Consider the following 16,518-nt stretch of genomic DNA (forward strand, 5'->3'; position numbering starts at 1 on the left):
GACGCGCCGTGCAGGACGTGGGGTGAAGGCAGGCACTCGGGCGGCCCGCCGCAAGCGAAGGTGGCGGCCGCGCTCACACGGCCTCCAGGCCGCAGAAGCGCATCCACGGCCGCCAAGAGCCGTCGCGGCCGAAGGCGACGACCTCGTAGGTCGAGGGCTCCGCGCCCGGGACTTCCATGCCCGGCACGCCGACCGGCATGGCGGGCACGGATAGCCCGGCGACGCCGCTGGGCATTTCCTTGAGCAGCCGCCGGATGGCGGCGGCCGGGACATGGCCTTCCAGGGCGTAGCTGCCGACCTTCCCAGCGTGGCACGACATCAGGTTGGGAGGCGTCCCGAGCGCCTGCCGGTGCGGGCCGACGGCGTCCACCACCTTGTCGTCCACCTCAAAGCCCTCGGCCCGCAGGTGTTCGACCCAGCCGCCGCAGCAGCCGCATGTGCGGTCCCACCAAGCTTCCACCTTGGGCGGGCCACCGCAGGCCGTGGGCAACGCGGCCAGGCCGAGCAGGCCAGTGGTGAAGCTCCGGCGCGTGCTTCGGGCGGGCATCGTCATTCTCCTAGGCGAGCCTGGGCAGGCGGATGCTGGCGCGCAGGCCGCCGCCCGCGAGGTTCTGGAGCGTCACCGAGCCGCCGTGGTGGCCGACCGCCTGGCGGGCGATGGCCAGACCGAGCCCCGAGCCGCCGGTGCCGCGGTTGCGGGATTCCTCGAGGCGGTAGAAGGGCTGGAAGACACTCTCCAACTGCTCCTCCGGCACCCCCGGTCCGGCGTCGTCGACGTGGATCACGAGTTCCCGGCCGCGGTCGGCCAGCACCACCCGGGCCGAAGTCCCGTACTTCACCGCGTTGTCGATGACGTTGGCGAAGGCACGCTTGAGCGCGATGGCCCGGCAAGGCAGCCGCGCCTGCGGCGGACCCTCGTAGGTCACCGCCTTGCCCATGTCCTCAGCGTCGCCGCAGAGCGTCTGAAGCATCGCCGCGATGTCAGCGGACCGCACCTCCTCCTGCTCCTCGTCGCCCCGCAGGTAGGCCAGCGTGGAGCCGATCATGGCGTCCATCTCGTCGAGGTCGGCGTCGATCTGCTGCTGCACCTCGGCGTCGTCCAGGAAGCCCGCGCGCAGGCGCAGGCGCGCCAGAGGCGTGCGGAGGTCGTGGCTGACAGCGGCAAGCGCTTGGGTGCGATCGGCGATCAGGCGGTCGATGCGCGCCTGCATGCGGTTGAATGCCTGGGCCGCCTGCCGGACCTCGCGGGGACCTTCCTCGGGGACGGTGACCGTCTGCCCCGGCCTGCCGATGCGGTCGGCCGCGCTGGAAAGCTCGCGCAGCGGCCGCGCGATGAGGCGCACCACCAGCAGTCCCAGCACCAGGATGCCGACCGCCATCGCCGTGGTGGAAAGCAGCGTGGCGTGCTCCGGCTGCGCTTGCAGCGGGTCGGCGTGGTACCAGAGGGAGCCGCCCTCCGGCAGGCCGACCGTGCCCTGGGCCTCCCGGTGGCCCGTAATGGTGAGGTCCTCGGCCGCGACGGTGCCCTCCACAGCACCGGGTTGCCAGCGCACCTGGAAACCCGGCGAGGACAGAGCCTGCGCCACGGCCTCGCGGGCCTCCGGCGGCACCATGCCGACGGCACGCGCGGCGGCGGCGACCCGCTCGGCGGTGACCCTCTGCTGCGTGCTGCCCAGCAGGATGTCGCTGCCCGTCTGGTGCAGCCACAGGCTACCCACGTGGAAGGCCATCAGGCCGACCAGCAGCACCAGGATGATGCGGCCAGCCAGGGTGCTGGGCAGCAGGCGTCTCACTGTCGGGCCACCGCGGGGACGAACATGTAACCCGCGCCCCGAATGGTCTTGATGATGGAGGGACTGTCTGGCAGCGGCTCCAGCTTGCGGCGGAGGCGGCTGACCATGACGTCGACTGAGCGGTCGATGCTGTCCGAGATCCGGTTGCGCGCGAGGTCCAGCAACTGGTCGCGCGACAGGACGCGCTGCGGATGCTCGCAGAAGGCCAGCAGCAGGTCGTACTCACCGCTCGACAGGTCGACGGCCGAGCCGTCCGGCGCCGCCAGTTCGCGGCGTCGGGTGTCGAGCACCCAGTCGGAGAACACCATGCGGTCGCCGGTCACCAGCCCCATCCGCGCGGCTCCTCCCTGCGCACGACGAAGCACGGCGCGGATGCGCGCCAGGAGTTCCGGACGGCCGAACGGCTTGGGGAGGTAGTCGTCGGCGCCAAGTTCCAGGCCTACGACCCGGTCGGCCTCCTCGCCACGTGCGGTCACCATGATGATCGGAACCTCCGACCTGGCGCGGAGCATCCGGCACAGGTCCAGCCCCGACTGGCCCGGCAGCATCACGTCGAGCAGCACGAGGTCCACCGGGGCAAGGGCGATGGTGTCCCACATCTCCGCGCCGTTCCGCGCGCCCGTCACCCGGAAGCCATTCTGGCGCAGGAACTTGGCGATCAGCGTGCGCATCTCGCCGTCGTCCTCGACGACGAGGATGTGGGCCTCGGGGGGGAGCGGGCTGGCGGCCCGCGCCTCCCGCTCGGTCTCAGGATCGACCGGCGGCATCGGCGGATGCAGTCTGCGCTGCGAGTTCGTTCATGTCGGCGTCTCCCATCACGGTCAGGACCATGCCCAGCCCAGAGTGGGGTGTGCACCGCACGGGGTAAACGCCGGGACGGCCGAAGGTCACCATCGCGGCGGGGGGCGTGCGGAGCACCATGACCGGCTTCAGAAGAACAGCCGGATGCCGGTCAGGAAGGCCCAGCCGCCGACGTCCTCGCCCTCATTGCGGGCGTAGCGCGCGGTATCGCCGAGCTTCCGCTCGTAGCTGACGCCGATGTAGGGCGAGACCTCGCGGGTGACCTCGTAGCGCAGGCGCAGCCCGGCCTCGATGTCATTGAAGCCGCTGCCGACGCCAAGCTCGGGCACCTTCTGGAGCGCTAGGTTGACCTCGACGTTGGGCTGAAGCACCAGCCGCTGGGTGATGTAGGCATCGTAGGACACCTCCGCGCGTGCCGAGAGGTCGCCCTTCTCGCTGACGAAGCCCTGGACGTCGACTTCGAACATGCCGGGCGCCAGCCCCTGGAGGCCGATGACGCCATAGAAGCGGTCCGGCCGGGGACGGATGTCGTAGCGGACACCGGCCTGGAAGTCCCAGTAGTAGCTGAGCAGGCGGGAGTAGAGCAGTTGGACCTCGGCGCCCTCGACGATCCCGTTCCGAGACGTCTCGCCCTCGGTCTTCAGCCAGACGCGGTTGACGTCGCCGCCATACCAAGCTTGCCCATCCCAGCGGCCGATGTTGGGGCCGTCCAGCCCCCAGCCGTATTCGAGCTTCTCGAACAGAACCGCGCCGGTGAAGATCTCGTGGCTGAACGGCGGCTCGGTGCTGTGCTGCATGGCCTGCGCCTGCGCCGGTGCGGCCTGGAGGACGCCCCAGGTCAGCACGGCCAGAGAGGCGGCGGCGGCCAGGATGCTCTTGGTCTTCATGGCCGTCACCGCGCCGCAGCCGTGCGGGGCATCGACACGACCGACACCTTGCGCATCATTCCGGTCTCCATGTGGTAGAGCATGTGGCAGTGGAAGGCCCAGCCGCCGGGCGCGTCGGCCTCGATGTCCACGTCGACCGTCGAGCCGGGCTTGATGTTGACCGTATGCAGCAAGGGATTCTCCGCCCCGTTGCCGACCTGCGGCATCATCCACATGCCGTGCAGGTGCATCGGGTGGTTCATCATGGTCTCGTTGACGAAGCGGAAGCGCGCCCGCTCGCCGAGGTGCAACTGGATGGGCTGCGCCTGACTGAAGCTGTTGCCGTTGATGGACCAGAAGTACCGCTCCATGTTGCCGGTCAGCCGGATCTCGATGATCCGGGTGGGCTCGCGCACCGGGTAGAGCGGCTTCGCGGCCCGCAGGTCGCGGTAGGACAGCACGCGGGCGCCCGGCGGCGCGCCGACGTCGTTCACCAGCGGATCTGGCATCGCCATGCCGCCATGGCCCATGGCGCTGTGGTCCATGCCGCCCATGGCACCGTGGTTCATGCCAGCCATCCCGGCATGGTTCATCCCAGCCATGTTGGAGTGGTCCATCCCCGGCATCGCCGAGTGGTCCATGCCCGCCATGGAGGAATGGTCCATCCCGGCCATGCTCCCGTGGTTCATCCCGCCCATGGAGCCGTGCTGCATGCCCTGGGAGCCTCCGGCGGGCATCTGCATGGCGGAGTGGTCCATGCCGCCCATGTCCATCGGCGCGACGTGGCCGGGCGCGTCCACCTCCGGCATCGGCGTGCCGCGGTCGAGGCCCTTGGGCCCGTAGTTCATGCCCATGTCAGCCATGGTCAGGACCGGGCGCGGGCGGTGCGGCGGCAGCGGCAGGGCGGGCATGCCCTCCTGGGTGGCGAGGCTGAACTGCGCGAAACCCTGGCGGCCCATGGACTCCGCCAGCACCTGGTACTGGCGCCCGTCGCGCGGGCGGACCAGCACGTCGAAGGTCTCGGCCGGGGCGATGCGGAATTCATCCACGGTGACCGGGCGCACGTTGTTGCCATGCGCCTGCACCACGGTCATCTCGAGGCCGGGGACGCGCACGTCGAAGTGGGACATGGCCCCGCTGTTGATGAAGCGCAGGCGTACCGTCTCGCCCGGCCGGAAGACTGCGGTGAAGTTCTGCGCCGGAGTGTGGCCGTTGACGAGATAAGTGTAGCCGCCGACATCTTCGATGTCGGTCGGGTCCATCCGCATGTCGCCCCACATGATGCGGTCGGAGACGATGGCCGAGCGGGCGGCGCCGTCTGGCGCGCGGCGGAGCTCACCGACCAGGCTGGCCAGGGTGCGCTTGTTGTAGTTGTAGTAGCCAGGGTCACGCTTCAGGTTGGCGATGACGTGGCTCGGCGTCTCGTCCGTCCAGTCCGACAACTGGATGATGTAGTCGCGGTCGTAGCCGAAGGGCTCCGGCGTCGCGGGGTCGATAACGATGGAGCCGTAGATCCCGGACTGCTCCTGCAAGCCCGAGTGGCTGTGGTACCAGTAGGTCCCGGCCTGGACGAGCGGGAAGCGGTACTGGTGCGTCCCGCCTGCGTCGATACCTTGGAAGCCGTCGCTGATGCCGGGCACGCCGTCCTGGCTGCTCGGCAGGATCAGGCCGTGCCAGTGGATCGAGGTGTGCTCGCGCAGCCGGTTGGTGACATTGATCACCACCTCCTCGCCCTCGCGGAAGCGCAGGACGGGTCCTGGGATCTGCCCGTTGATGGCCATGGCCGGGCGGCGGCGCCCGGTGATGTTGGCCGTCACGTGGGACAGAGTCAGGTTGAACTCGCGCGGCATCACCCGGCCGACGGCGGGCTGTGCCAGGGCAGCAGGGGCGGCTGGGAACGCCAGGGCGGCGACCCCAAGGCTCAGCGCCTGCCGCCTGCTCAGCATGTTGTTGGTCATCGTTCGATCCTTGGCCGCGACGGCGCGGCGTGGCCTTGCTGGCTGGTCAGCGCGAGAAGACGACGTTGCCCACCATCCCGGACTCGTAGTGGCCCGGCACGTTGCAGGCGAACTCCAGTTCGGCGGCCTTGGTGAACTTGAAGATCATTTCCTCGGTCTGACCTGGGTTAACCAGGACAGCGTTCGGGTCGTCGTGACGCATCGCAGCGCCGCCATGGTTCATGCCGCCGTGGCCCATGGCGCCGTGGTTCATACCCGGCATGCTGGAGTGGTCCATGCCTGCCATGGCGTCCTTGCGGGTCGCCGACATCATGCCGCTCTCGAACATGGCCCGCATCTCACGCTGGTGCTGCTGGTGCATGGCGGCGGTGCCGATGTTGAACTCGTGCAGGAGCTCGCCCGCGTTGCGCACCCGGAAGCGGATGGTCTCGCCAGCGCGGACCTGGATGCGCTGCGTCTGGTAGCTGTTGTCGCGCATGACGATGTCGATCGTTCGCTTGACGTCCTGGGCGCGGCCGAGGGTGCCGAACTCCTGGTAGGACTGGTCCGCGGCGGCGGGCCAGGTCTGGCCCGCGACGGCGAGGAGGGCCAGGGCGGCGGCCGCGACGGAGGTGACAAGACGCATCTCTAGGCTTCCCCGGTCTGTGCAGGCGCGGGAAAGGCAAGGCCCACGCTCGATGTGACGGGGTCAGGATGGCGGCCGAGTGCGAGCCGAAGATTGCCCGAGTGTGACAAGATATTTCATGGAGGCGGCGGGCGGCCGTATCGACCCGACGGACAAAGCATGCGGCACTTCTGGCATTCATTCGGGCCGCCAATCCGGCTTGACATCGGGAATATATCGGCAATACCAGATATATGGAATCGTATGACGCCCTGGCCTGCCTCGGTGCCCTGTCGCAGTCCACGCGCCTGGAAACCTTCCGGCTCTTGGTCCGGCATGAGCCGGACGGCCTGCCCGCCGGTGAGGTGGCCCGGCAACTCGACGTTCCCCAGAACACGATGTCCACGCACCTGGCGGTGCTGACGCGCGCTGGCCTGCTCCGCTCCGAGCGCCTCAGCCGCTCCATCGTCTATCGGGCCGACCTGGAGCGCCTGCGCGAGATGATGCTGTTCCTGGTCAGGGACTGCTGCGGCGGCCGCGCCGACCTGTGCCAGCCCCTGATCGCCGACCTGCTGCCCTGCTGCCCGCAAGAGAAGGCTGTCCCATGAGCAACGTGACCATCTACCACAACCCGGCCTGCGGGACGTCTCGCAACACCCTGGCCCTCATCCGCAACAGTGGCGAGGAGCCGCAGGTCATCGAGTACCTGAAGACGCCGCCGACGCGGGAGGAACTCAAGGGCCTCATCCAGCGCATGGGCGTGTCGGTGCGCGACGTGCTGCGCCAGAAGGGCACGCCCTATGCAGAGCTTGGCCTTGGCGACCCGTCTCTTACGGACGACCAGTTGCTCGACGCCATGATGGCGCACCCCATCCTCATCAACCGTCCCATCGTGGTGACCTCGCTCGGCGTGAAGCTGTGCAGGCCGTCCGAGGCGGTGCTCGACATCCTGCCGAACCCGCAGCAGGGCGCCTACGCGAAAGAGGGTGGTGAGCCGGTGGTCGATGAGCAGGGCCGCCGCCTAATCTGAGAGCCGGGCGTCCGCGCCTTCTCCCCCCTTGACGACGACGTACTGCACCGCTCCGTCCCAGGTGAGCGGGTATCCTGGCGCGCCCTGAAGTCTGAGAGCACCCTCTACATGCTGGCCTTGGCTATCTTCGTCTTCACCCTCGTCCTGGTCATCTGGCAGCCCCGCGGCCTCGGCATCGGCTGGAGCGCCATGGGCGGCGCCGCGCTGGCCCTGCTGACCGGCGTCATCGGCTGGGCCGACGTGCCGGTGGTCTGGGGCATCGTCTGGGATGCCACCTTCACCTTCGTGGCGCTCATTATCATCTCGCTGCTGCTGGACGAGGCAGGGTTCTTCCAGTGGGCCGCGCTGCACGTCGCGCGCTGGGGCGGCGGAAACGCTCGGCGGCTGTTCCCGCTGATCGTGGTGCTAGGCGCGCTGATCGCCGCCTTTTTTGCCAATGATGGCGCGGCCCTGCTGCTGACGCCCATCGTCATGGCCATCCTGCTCAGGCTGAACTTCTCCGCGGGCGCCACGCTGGCCTTCATCGTCGCCTGCGGCTTCGTGGCCGACACTACTAGCCTGCCGCTGGTGATCTCCAACCTCGTGAACATCGTCTCGGCCAACTACTTCAACATCGGCTTCGATCGCTATGCCGCCGTGATGGTGCCGGTGAACCTGGTGGCGCTGACGGCGACGCTGGGCGTGCTCTGGGCCTACTTCGGACGCCAAGTGCCTCCGAGCTACAACATGGATCAGTTGGAGCGGCCCGGCGCCGCCATCCGCGACCACCTCGTCTTCCGAGCCGCCTTTCCGCTGCTGGCGGTGCTGCTGCTGGCCTACTTCGTCCTTGCGCCACTCGGCGTTCCTGTGGCCGCCGTGACCGGCGCAGCCGCGCTGGTGCTGCTGGCGCTGGCCGCGCGTTGGCATCAAGGCGGCCGCGGCAGTGTGGTGCCTGTCCGCAAGGTGCTGGCGGGTGCGCCCTGGCAAATCGTGATTTTCTCCTTAGGCATGTATCTCGTGGTCTACGGCCTGCGGAACGCCGGGCTGACGGACTACCTGGCAGGGGCGCTGGTCTGGCTTGCCGGGCATGGTCCCTGGGTCGCCACCATCGGCACCGGCTTCGGCGCGGCGCTGCTGTCCTCGGTGATGAACAACATGCCGGGCGTGCTGGTCGGCGCGCTGGCCATCGAGCAGGCGCAGGGCATCCCGCCCGCTACCCGGGAGGCGATGATCTATGCCAATGTCATCGGCTGCGACCTAGGCCCCAAGTTCACGCCCATTGGCAGCCTCGCCACCCTGCTCTGGCTGCATGTGCTGGCCAGCAAGGGCACCACCATCACCTGGGGGCAATACATGAAGGTCGGCCTCGTCATCACGCCGCCGGTGCTGCTGGTGGTGCTGGCGGCCCTGGTCCTCTGGTTGCCAGTGGTGGGCGCGCTATGAGCAGCGAGGTTCTCCGCGATGTGGTTGTCATCGGCGGCGGGCAGTCCGGCCTCGCCGCCGGGTACTTCCTGCGGCGAGGCGGGGTAGACTTCGAGATCCTTGACGCCAACGGCCGTCCCGGCGGCGCTTGGCCAGACGCTTGGGACTCCCTGCGGCTGTTCTCACCTGCCCAGATGAGCTCGCTGCCTGGCTGGCCCATGCAGCCCTCGGCAGGCGGCTATCCCACCCGGGACCATGTGGTCGACTACCTGGCGAACTACGAGCAGCGGTACAGCCTGCCCATCCAGCGGCCGGTGCGCGTCAAAGGTGTCCTGCGCTCGGCTGAAGGTCTTTCGGTGCGGACCGACCGCGGCACTTGGCTGGCGAAGGCGGTTATCAGCGCGACCGGCGGTGCCAGCCAGCCCTTCATCCCGCCCTACTCCGGCCGGGCGCTTTTCCGGGGCAAGCAGATCCACTCCTCCGCCTACCGCTCTCCCGACGAGTTCGCGGGCCAGCGCGTGCTGGTGGTGGGCGGCGGTAACTCGGGCGCACAGATCCTGGCGGAGGTTGCCAGGGTCGCCGAGACGGCCTGGGTCACGCCGGAGCCACCCCGCTTCCTGCCGGACGAGGTGGACGGCCGCGTGCTGTTCGAGCGCGCCACCGAACGGGTGCGTGCACAGATGGAAGGCCGAGAGCCGGACCTGCCGAAGGGCGGGCTGGGCGACATCGTCATGGTCCCGTCAGTGCGGGAAGCCCGTGACCTGGACGTGCTCTACACCGTCCGGCCGTTTTCCCGCTTCGCGACGGACGGCGTGGTCTGGCCAGACGGCACGCGCACCGCCGTGGACGCCGTCATCTGGTGTACGGGCTTTCGAACAGACCTGAGCCACTTGGCACATTTGGGCGTGTTGGAGGCAGATGGACATGTTGCCGTCGAGAACGGTCGGTCCATGCGCCAGCCGCGCCTGTGGGTGCTCGGCTACGGCGACTGGACCGGCGCCGCCTCCGCGACCCTGGCGGGCATCACCCGATCGGCCCGTGACACCGTTCATGCCATCCAACAGTTCCTGACGACGGGGAGACCCTGATGCCCGCCGACCTCGACCTCTCGTTGCCCAATGTGGCCGACGACCATCTTCAGATGCCGGACTTCTCCAAGCTCGGCATCCCCGGCGCCAGCACGCATCCGCCGCGCATCCTGCTGCTCTACGGGTCGCTGCGGGAGCGGTCCTACAGCCGGTTCCTGACGCTGGAGGCCGAGCGCATCCTCCGCCGTCTCGGTGCCGAGACGCGCGTCTTCGACCCTCGCGATCTGCCCGTGGTCGACAGCGTGCCCGCCGACCACCCCAAAGTGGCGGAACTCAGGGCGCTGTCCCTGTGGTCTGAGGGCCAGGTCTGGTGCAGCCCTGAGCGGCACGGCGCCGTCACCGGCGTCCTGAAGAACCAGATCGACTGGCTGCCACTGGAGAGCCGCGGCGTCCGGCCGACCCAGGGACGCACGCTGGCGGTGATGCAGGTCTCGGGCGGCAGCCAGAGCTTCAACAGCGTCAACACGCTGCGCCTGCTCGGCCGCTGGATGCGGATGGTCACCATCCCCAACCAGTCCTCGGTGCCCAAGGCATACGAGCAGTTTGACGAAGCCGGACGAATGCTGCCAGGGCCGCTCTACGACCGCGTCGTGGACGTGATGGAGGAATTGGCGAAGTTCACCTTGCTGACGCGCGACGTCTCGGGCCACCTGACCGATCGCTACAGCGAGCGCAAGGAGCGGGCGGAGAAGCAGGCCGAGGCTGACTTGGCAAAGCTGTCGGGAGCCACTGCCTCAGGGTGACGTTGGAGAACCGGACTACGTTTGGTCCGCTCCGCTCAGGGTGCAGATCTCCGGGTACTCGCCGCTGAGCTTTTGCAGAACCTTTTGACGCCAGGGCGTAGAGATCCTGACCTCATCCAACGAGTAGCAGGCCACGGTTGACAGGCTAGCCATTGTTCGTAAGTATCGTTTTTCGTTATCGAAATTCGATTATGGAACAGGGGCAGATCGATGCTACAGTTCCCGTATGGAGCACCGCGACCTACTGGCCGGATTTGTACGCCTGCACGTGCTGCACCACGCGGCCGAGGGCGAGGTCTACGGCCTCTGGATGATCGAGGAACTGGCCCGGCACGGCTACCGGCTCAGCCCGGGCACGCTGTACCCCATGCTCGAGGCCATGGAAGAGCGCGGCTATCTGGTCTCACGCCGCGAGCGGAACGGCCGAGCCATCCGCCGCCTCTACAGCATCACGCCGCTGGGTCGGGAGGGGCTTGCCCTGGCCATGGAGCGGATGCGCGAACTGACAGGGGAGGTGCTTCCCCCGGCCCCACCTCAGGCACCCGACAAGAAAGCCTGAGGCGCGGACCGCCTCCGTCGGGCCGCCCTGCTGCGTCAACGGAGGAATCCCTATGATCATCCAGACCCGGCGCAACCTGCTGGCCACAGGTGCTGCGTTGACCGCCGTTCCCGCCGCAACGGCGCCAGCCCGCGCGCAATCCATATCGTCCAGGGCCCCGGGCGAAGGCTTCCGCCTGGTTTTCATGCCCTGCATCCATCTCCGCCGCGACCGCCGGTCACCGGAAGGGCTAGCGGCGGCGCTACGGGCGGTCGAGGCCTTGCAGCCAAGGCCGGACCTCATCGTGACCGGGGGGGACCTCTGCCACGACCTTCGTAGCCTGTCAATCGGCATTGAATGGGGACCCCAGATCGGCGCGCAAAAGGGACCCCTCTTGTAAGGCGTTCAGGCGCGGTTCTTGAATCGCCAACTGTCGTTGCCGGTCTCGACGATGTCGCAGTGGTGAGTGAGGCGGTCGAGCAAGGCGGTGGTCATCTTGGCGTCCCCAAAGACGCTGGGCCATTCACCAAAGGCGAGGTTGGTGGTGACGATGACCGAGGTCTGCTCGTAGAGGCGGCTGACCAGGTGGAACAGCAACTGGCCGCCGGACTGGGCGAACGGCAGGTAGCCAAGCTCGTCGAGGACAACGAAATCCAGGCGGCAGAGATGGTCGGCGATGCGCCCTTGTCGTCCGGCCCGGGTCTCGGCCTCAAGACGGTTCACCAGGTCCACCACGTTGTAGAACCGCCCGCGCGCTCCATCGCGGATGCAGGCCCGGGCAATGGCGATGGCCAAATGAGTTTTGCCTGTGCCGGTGCCGCCGACGAGTACCACGTTGCGCTGCTGGGCCAGGAACCCACCCCCGCGAGATCACGGACCAGAGCCTCGTTGACCGGGGTACCGTCGAACCCGAACTCGTCCACGTCCTTGGCCAGCGGCAGCTTGGCGGTGGTGATCTGGTACTTGATCGAGCGCGCCTGCTTCTCGGCGATCTCGGCCGAGACAAAGTCGCCGATGACCTGCTGTGGCTCATGTTGGCGTTTGACGGCGGCCGTGATGATGGCGTCAAACGCCGCGCGCATGCCGTAGAGCTTGAGCTCGCCCATGGTGGCGAGGATAGCGGTGCGTTCCATCAGGGTCCTCTCCTCAGGCTGTCGTAGCGGGTGCAGTCGGCCAGCGGCGCATGCCGCAGCCGGAGCGCCTCCGGGGTCAGGATGGTCACCGGCGGCGGTGGCTCGCGCTGGCGGGCGAGGATGTTGAGGATGACGTCGGCCGAGTGGACGCCCTCGCGCAGCGCCTCGCTGCAAGCGGCCTCGACCGCAGCCAGACCGTCGTCCAACACCCTGGTCAGGATCTCCACCATCTGCCGGTCGCCATCGGCGGCCGCGGCCAGCTTGCGGCGGACCCGTTCCAGTGCACCGGGCAGCAGCCAGTCCTTGAACGGTGCCCCGTTGCGCAGCGCTCCAGGTTTGCGCGCCAGCACGGGCACGTAGTGCCAGGGGTCGAACACCGTCTGGTCCCGGCCGAACACGCGCCGGTGCTCGCCCACCACCCGGCCGTCCTGGCGCAGCTCGATCCGCTCGGCATAGGCCCGGATCTCGACCGGCCGCCCCACCGCGCTCGCCATCACCGAGTACTTGTTGTTGTCGAACCGCACCAGGCAGGTCTTGGACACCGCGGCAGGCACGGCATGGAACCCGTCGAACCGTCCGGCATAGGGCACCAGGCTTGGCCGCTCCGCCTCGAACGCCTCCCAGACTGTCCGCTCCCTCTGCTCCGGATGCCGATTGGCCCGGGCATGGGACACGCACCGGTCCAGCAGAAGGGCGTTCAGCTCCTCGTAGCTCCTCACCCGCAGTCGCGGCGTAAAGAACCGCTCCCGCACCAGCCCGACCTGGTTCTCGACCTGACCTTTCTCCCAGCCTGAGGCCGGAGTGCAGGCCACCGGCTCGACCAGGTAGTGGCTGCACATGTGCAGGAAACGCCGGTTGTAGGCACGATCCCGTCCCACCAGGATCGCGTCCACCGCCGTGCGCATGTTGTCGTAGATGCCCCGCGTGCAGGTGCCGCGAAAGAAGGCGAACGCCCGGTCATGGGCGTCGAACACCATCTCCTGCGTCTCGCGCGGATAAGCGCGAACGAACAGCATCCGGCTGTAGCATAGCCTCACATGCGCGACCTTGACGGTTACCGTCGTGCCGCCGATCAGCACGACCTCGTGGCTCCAGTCGAACTGGTACGCCTCGCCCGGCGCGAAGCTCAGCGGCACGAAGGCTGCTGCCACCGCCGTCGCCCGTGACGCCTGCCACCCCCGCGCATGGCGCCGGACCGCGTCGTAGCCGCCCTCATATCCCAGCCCACGCAGCGCCTCGTAGACCCGCACCAGCGTCAGCCGCTCGCGCCGCGGCCGCGCCTCGTTCGCCTCCAGCAGGCGCTCCAGATCGGCCTGCCAAGGTCCCAGCTTGGGCTGCGGCTGCCGCGCCCGGCTGTAGCGGAATTCCGTCTCCCCGGACCGCAGAACCTTCCGGACCACCTTTCGCGAAATCCCGAGCTCGCGACAGATCGCCTTGATCGACTTGCCCTGCACCCAGTGCAGGCGCCGGATCTTTGCCACCGTCTCCACGACCAGCATCCCAGCCCTGGCTCCCGATCATCCCGGGAACCACTGTGAACCCCGCCGTCAGTGGGGTCCCGTTTGGACGCCGATCACCCCTCCAACAGGGTTCCTATTCCATGCCGTTCCACAGCGTGCATCCCGACACCTTCGCGGTACAGATGCACCGCCTTCCGGTATTGCACGAACCAGCGGGTCATCCGCGGACCGCGCTTGCCGTCCTTGCCCTGAGGGCGAAGGTCAGGGAACAGCGGGTCTCCAGGATCACGCGCGGTCCGCTGAACATGATCCAGAAAGCCAAGCCGGATGATCTCGGAATGCAGGGGCACGGTGCGGGTGGCGTTGGCGGTCTTGAGGCGCCGCCTGGCCCCATCCTCCGTCTCCGACTCGACCAGCCGCACGGCCCAGGTGCCCTCATCGCAGCAGACATCCCGCCGGTACAGGTCCGCGTACTCCTCCAGGCGGGCGCCGTGGAAGAGCGCCAGCAACGGGAGCCAGAACCGGGCATCCCGGAGGATCTCCGGGCCTCGTTCGCTGCGGAAATGCGGGTGACAGCCTGTCCAGACGGGGCTGGCGAATAGCGCCTTCAACTCCGCGGAACTCCATGCGTCCCGCTGGTCCCTGGCACCCTTTTCAAGCCGGAAGCGGTGCCCGTCGACCAGTTCCGCCCGGGCGGCGCCCGACAGATGCCCCTGGTCGACGACGAATCCGAAGAACTGCGAGAGGGCACTCAGGTGCCGTTTCACGGTCCGGTCGCTAAGCCGCTCTTCTTTCGCCTCGTCCGCCCGCGCGATGATTTCGGCCAGTGAGCGCGCCTTGTCCTTCGGCGACTTGCCGTAGGTGGCGGGCAGGCGCCGGAGCGTTCCCAGGAAGCGCGTGATGTCGCCCCGGTCGTACGCGTCAGCGGAGCGGTCGCCACATTCCTCCAGGAACCGCCGCAGGGTGCCGCGCTCCTGGCCGATGACTTGGTGCGTCATCTCGTCCACATCGCGCCGACGCCCGAAGAACGACTCCACGAGCGCGGAGAGCGGCGGCCTGCCGGGCTTGGCCTTCCTCGGCCCCGGGGTGACCCCGGCCTCCCGGTCCGCGACGCGGCGTGCAACGATCAGGTCGACTTCGGCCTTGGCGGCGGCCGCGGCCGACACCTCCGCCCGCTTCTCCGCGCGCGCCTCACCGATCTGCGCTACAGCCGCCTTAATCTCCTGGAGCCGGGCTCGGAGGCCATGCCACTCAGCCGATCGCGCGGCTTCCCGAACCTCGAGCTTGTCTGTGAGCCGCTCCATTGAGTGGAGGAGCCGCTGGCCGTCCTCACGGCTCAACCCAGGCAGAACGTCGGCGGCGTGCCGGAAGAGCAGATCGAGGGCCGCATCGTCGTCCGCCGCAACGGCCTCCGCCAACTCCGCAGTGGTGGGGGAGGCCCAGAGCGGCTCCGCCAGGAGGCGGTGGATGATGAGTTCGGCTTGCTCTTGGCTCAGCGACTTGTAGGCCATGGTCCGGAACGCGGTGTCGGTTGTGAGCCATGCTTGGCGGGCCCGTTCACGGGCCGTTCTAGCGCAGGTGGTCTGCAAACTGCGATTGATTTCGACGCGGCCGATGAGCGTCCGGAGCGCATCGGGAACCCGGCGGCGGAACCAGTAGGTGCCGCTCCGGCGGCGGAGATTGCTGCCCATCCATGCCCCATGTGGAACAGGGTTGTGGAACAGGCTTGTGGAGCATGCGCCCCTCACGGCCTGGTCTGGCAGCTAAGTTGTTGGAATGCCTGCTGTGGCTGGGGAACCTGGATTCGAACCAAGACTGCCCGAGTCAGAGTCGGGAGTTCTACCGTTAAACTATTCCCCAGAGGCCGGGTCGAATGCCCCGGTCACTGACGAGGCGCGAGATAGCATCGGTCCTCATGGCCTGCAACCACCCCAGCGCATGAAAGCTCTTGCCCAGGCGCATGGGCTCCCGGATCATGACAATCCCATGGCGACGATGAGCCACCTCCCGACCTGTCGCCCCGGCTCGGCCTTCGCCGCGCCGGTCCATGCGGCGATCGACCTCGGGACAAACAACTGCCGCCTCCTGTTGGCCGCGCCCGGTGGTCCAGAGGGTTTTCGCGTCCTCGACAGCTTCAGCCGAATCGTGCGCCTGGGGGAGGGCCTGGGCAGGACCGGCAGCCTGACCAGCAGCGCCGTGGACCGTGCCCTGGGGGCGCTCTCCGCCTGCCGGGACAAGCTGGCCCGCCGCCCGATCTATGCGGCGCGTGCCGTCGCCACCGAGGCCTGTCGCCGCGCCGCCAATGGCGCGGATTTCCTGCGCCGCGCGGAATCCGCCCTGGGCCTGCCGATCGAGGTGATCTCGCCGCGCGAGGAAGCGGTCCTCGCCATGGAATCCTGCGCGCCGCTGATGGCGGAGGCGGACCGGCGGATCCTGCTCTTCGACATCGGCGGCGGCTCGACCGAGGTCGCCTGGATCCGCACGCCGCGCGAACCGGGGGAGCAGCCCTCGCTCCTCGGCTATGTCTCCGTCCCCGTGGGGGTGGTGACGGTGGCCGAGCAGGCGGGCGCACTCTGCGACAGCCGCCAGGGCTTCGCCGCGCTGGTGGAGGAGATCGCCTCCCGGCTGGAGCCCTTCAACGCCGTCCATTGCATCCGGCAGGAGATGCGCGCCGGCGGGGTCAGCCTGATGGGCACCAGCGGCACGGTGACCACCCTGGCCGGCATCGCCCTGGACCTGCCGCGCTATTCGCGCCCGCTGGTGGACGGGCAGGTGCTGAGCATCGATGCGGCGGACGAGGCGCTGCACCAGCTGCTGTCGCTGGGGCGGGCGGGCATGGCGGCGCATCCCTGCATCGGGCCGGAGCGGATGGACTTCGTCCTGCCGGGCTGCGCCATCTACGCCGCCATCCGCCGCACCTGGCCTGCCCCGCGCCTCACCGTCTGCGATCGCGGGCTGCGGGAGGGCATGCTGCTGCGGATGATGCGCCATGGCCGCCCCGCGGCCGGGCGCCGGGGGCGGGAATGGCTCCTGGCACGCGGGGCGAGCGCCGCAACGCATTGAAGGCCGCGTGCCGGGCCTTCCGGGAAACAACCGGCGGCCG

General features: G+C 68.5%; 16 protein-coding genes, 1 tRNA gene and 1 pseudogene. 7 read left to right on the forward strand and 11 right to left on the reverse strand.

Annotated elements, in window-relative coordinates:
- Positions 1-73: 73 nt before the first annotated feature.
- From CTJ15_RS07965 to CTJ15_RS07990, 7 genes are read right to left on the reverse strand one after another with little or no spacing between them, the layout of a single operon-like run.
- A complete protein-coding gene (locus CTJ15_RS07965; RefSeq protein ID WP_226946083.1) occupies positions 74-547 on the reverse strand; it encodes a DUF411 domain-containing protein in 474 nt (157 codons plus the stop codon).
- 10 nt (positions 548-557) lie between these two features.
- A complete protein-coding gene (locus tag CTJ15_RS07970) occupies positions 558-1,793 on the reverse strand; it encodes an ATP-binding protein (RefSeq protein WP_019460579.1) in 1,236 nt (411 codons plus the stop codon).
- Positions 1,790-2,560, reverse strand: coding sequence for a response regulator (locus CTJ15_RS07975; RefSeq protein ID WP_019460580.1), 771 nt, complete (start codon positions 2,558-2,560; stop codon positions 1,790-1,792). Before CTJ15_RS07975 ends, CTJ15_RS07970 begins: the two co-directional genes overlap by 4 nt.
- Complete coding sequence (locus CTJ15_RS25320) at positions 2,541-2,714, reverse strand: plastocyanin/azurin family copper-binding protein (protein WP_338929323.1); 174 nt, start codon at positions 2,712-2,714, stop codon at positions 2,541-2,543. Before CTJ15_RS25320 ends, CTJ15_RS07975 begins: the two co-directional genes overlap by 20 nt.
- A gap of 8 nt (positions 2,715-2,722) precedes the next feature.
- Entirely contained in the window at positions 2,723-3,481 is a 759-nt protein-coding gene (locus CTJ15_RS07980) for a copper resistance protein B (RefSeq protein ID WP_076956785.1), read from the reverse strand.
- Positions 3,482-3,486: 5 nt separating this feature from the next.
- On the reverse strand, positions 3,487-5,418 hold the full coding sequence (locus tag CTJ15_RS07985; protein ID WP_019460582.1) for a copper resistance system multicopper oxidase: 1,932 nt from the start codon (positions 5,416-5,418) through the stop codon (positions 3,487-3,489).
- Between the two features lie 46 nt (positions 5,419-5,464).
- Positions 5,465-6,043 carry a plastocyanin/azurin family copper-binding protein gene (locus tag CTJ15_RS07990; RefSeq protein ID WP_019460583.1) on the reverse strand — a complete coding sequence of 193 codons (579 nt, stop codon included), beginning with the start codon at positions 6,041-6,043 and terminating at the stop codon, positions 5,465-5,467.
- A 233-nt stretch (positions 6,044-6,276) separates the two neighbouring features.
- On the opposite strand from CTJ15_RS07990, the gene CTJ15_RS07995 reads away from it, so the two are divergent.
- From CTJ15_RS07995 to CTJ15_RS08020, 6 genes are all read left to right on the forward strand, one after another.
- Positions 6,277-6,630 carry a helix-turn-helix transcriptional regulator gene (locus tag CTJ15_RS07995; protein ID WP_019460584.1) on the forward strand — a complete coding sequence of 118 codons (354 nt, stop codon included), beginning with the start codon at positions 6,277-6,279 and terminating at the stop codon, positions 6,628-6,630.
- Positions 6,627-7,052 (forward strand): arsenate reductase (glutaredoxin), encoded by a 426-nt coding sequence (gene arsC / locus CTJ15_RS08000; protein WP_019460585.1) that lies wholly within the window; start codon positions 6,627-6,629, stop codon positions 7,050-7,052. The genes CTJ15_RS07995 and arsC overlap by 4 nt, the downstream gene beginning before the upstream one ends.
- A 108-nt stretch (positions 7,053-7,160) precedes the next feature.
- Positions 7,161-8,474 carry an arsenic transporter gene (locus CTJ15_RS08005; RefSeq protein WP_099781450.1) on the forward strand — a complete coding sequence of 438 codons (1,314 nt, stop codon included), beginning with the start codon at positions 7,161-7,163 and terminating at the stop codon, positions 8,472-8,474.
- Entirely contained in the window at positions 8,471-9,541 is a 1,071-nt protein-coding gene (locus CTJ15_RS08010; RefSeq protein ID WP_099781451.1) for an ArsO family NAD(P)H-dependent flavin-containing monooxygenase, read from the forward strand. The genes CTJ15_RS08005 and CTJ15_RS08010 overlap by 4 nt, the downstream gene beginning before the upstream one ends.
- On the forward strand, positions 9,541-10,284 hold the full coding sequence (gene arsH, locus CTJ15_RS08015; RefSeq protein WP_099781452.1) for an arsenical resistance protein ArsH: 744 nt from the start codon (positions 9,541-9,543) through the stop codon (positions 10,282-10,284). Before CTJ15_RS08010 ends, arsH begins: the two co-directional genes overlap by 1 nt.
- 226 nt (positions 10,285-10,510) lie before the next feature.
- On the forward strand, positions 10,511-10,843 hold the full coding sequence (locus CTJ15_RS08020) for a PadR family transcriptional regulator (protein WP_099781453.1): 333 nt from the start codon (positions 10,511-10,513) through the stop codon (positions 10,841-10,843).
- Between the two features lie 384 nt (positions 10,844-11,227).
- On the opposite strand, the pseudogene istB reads toward CTJ15_RS08020, so the two are convergent.
- The 4 genes and pseudogenes from istB to CTJ15_RS08045 all read right to left on the reverse strand — a co-directional run bounded on the left by istB (position 11,228) and on the right by CTJ15_RS08045 (position 15,275).
- A pseudogene (istB, locus tag CTJ15_RS08030) lies at positions 11,228-11,955 on the reverse strand (IS21-like element helper ATPase IstB).
- On the reverse strand, positions 11,955-13,454 hold the full coding sequence (gene istA, locus CTJ15_RS08035) for an IS21 family transposase (protein WP_099780886.1): 1,500 nt from the start codon (positions 13,452-13,454) through the stop codon (positions 11,955-11,957). The pseudogene istB and the gene istA overlap by 1 nt, the downstream one beginning before the upstream one ends.
- Before the next feature lie 74 nt (positions 13,455-13,528).
- Positions 13,529-15,106, reverse strand: a complete 1,578-nt coding sequence (locus CTJ15_RS08040) for a DUF6538 domain-containing protein (protein ID WP_126281860.1) — start codon at positions 15,104-15,106, stop codon at positions 13,529-13,531.
- A 95-nt stretch (positions 15,107-15,201) separates the two neighbouring features.
- Positions 15,202-15,275, reverse strand: a tRNA-Gln gene (locus CTJ15_RS08045).
- Positions 15,276-15,410: 135 nt separating this feature from the next.
- Here CTJ15_RS08045 and CTJ15_RS08050 point away from each other — a divergent pair.
- Entirely contained in the window at positions 15,411-16,478 is a 1,068-nt protein-coding gene (locus tag CTJ15_RS08050; RefSeq protein ID WP_226946084.1) for a Ppx/GppA phosphatase family protein, read from the forward strand.
- Positions 16,479-16,518: the final 40 nt, after the last annotated feature.

This window comes from Roseomonas sp. FDAARGOS_362 (assembly GCF_002754815.1).
Classification (GTDB): domain Bacteria; phylum Pseudomonadota; class Alphaproteobacteria; order Acetobacterales; family Acetobacteraceae; genus Roseomonas; species Roseomonas mucosa.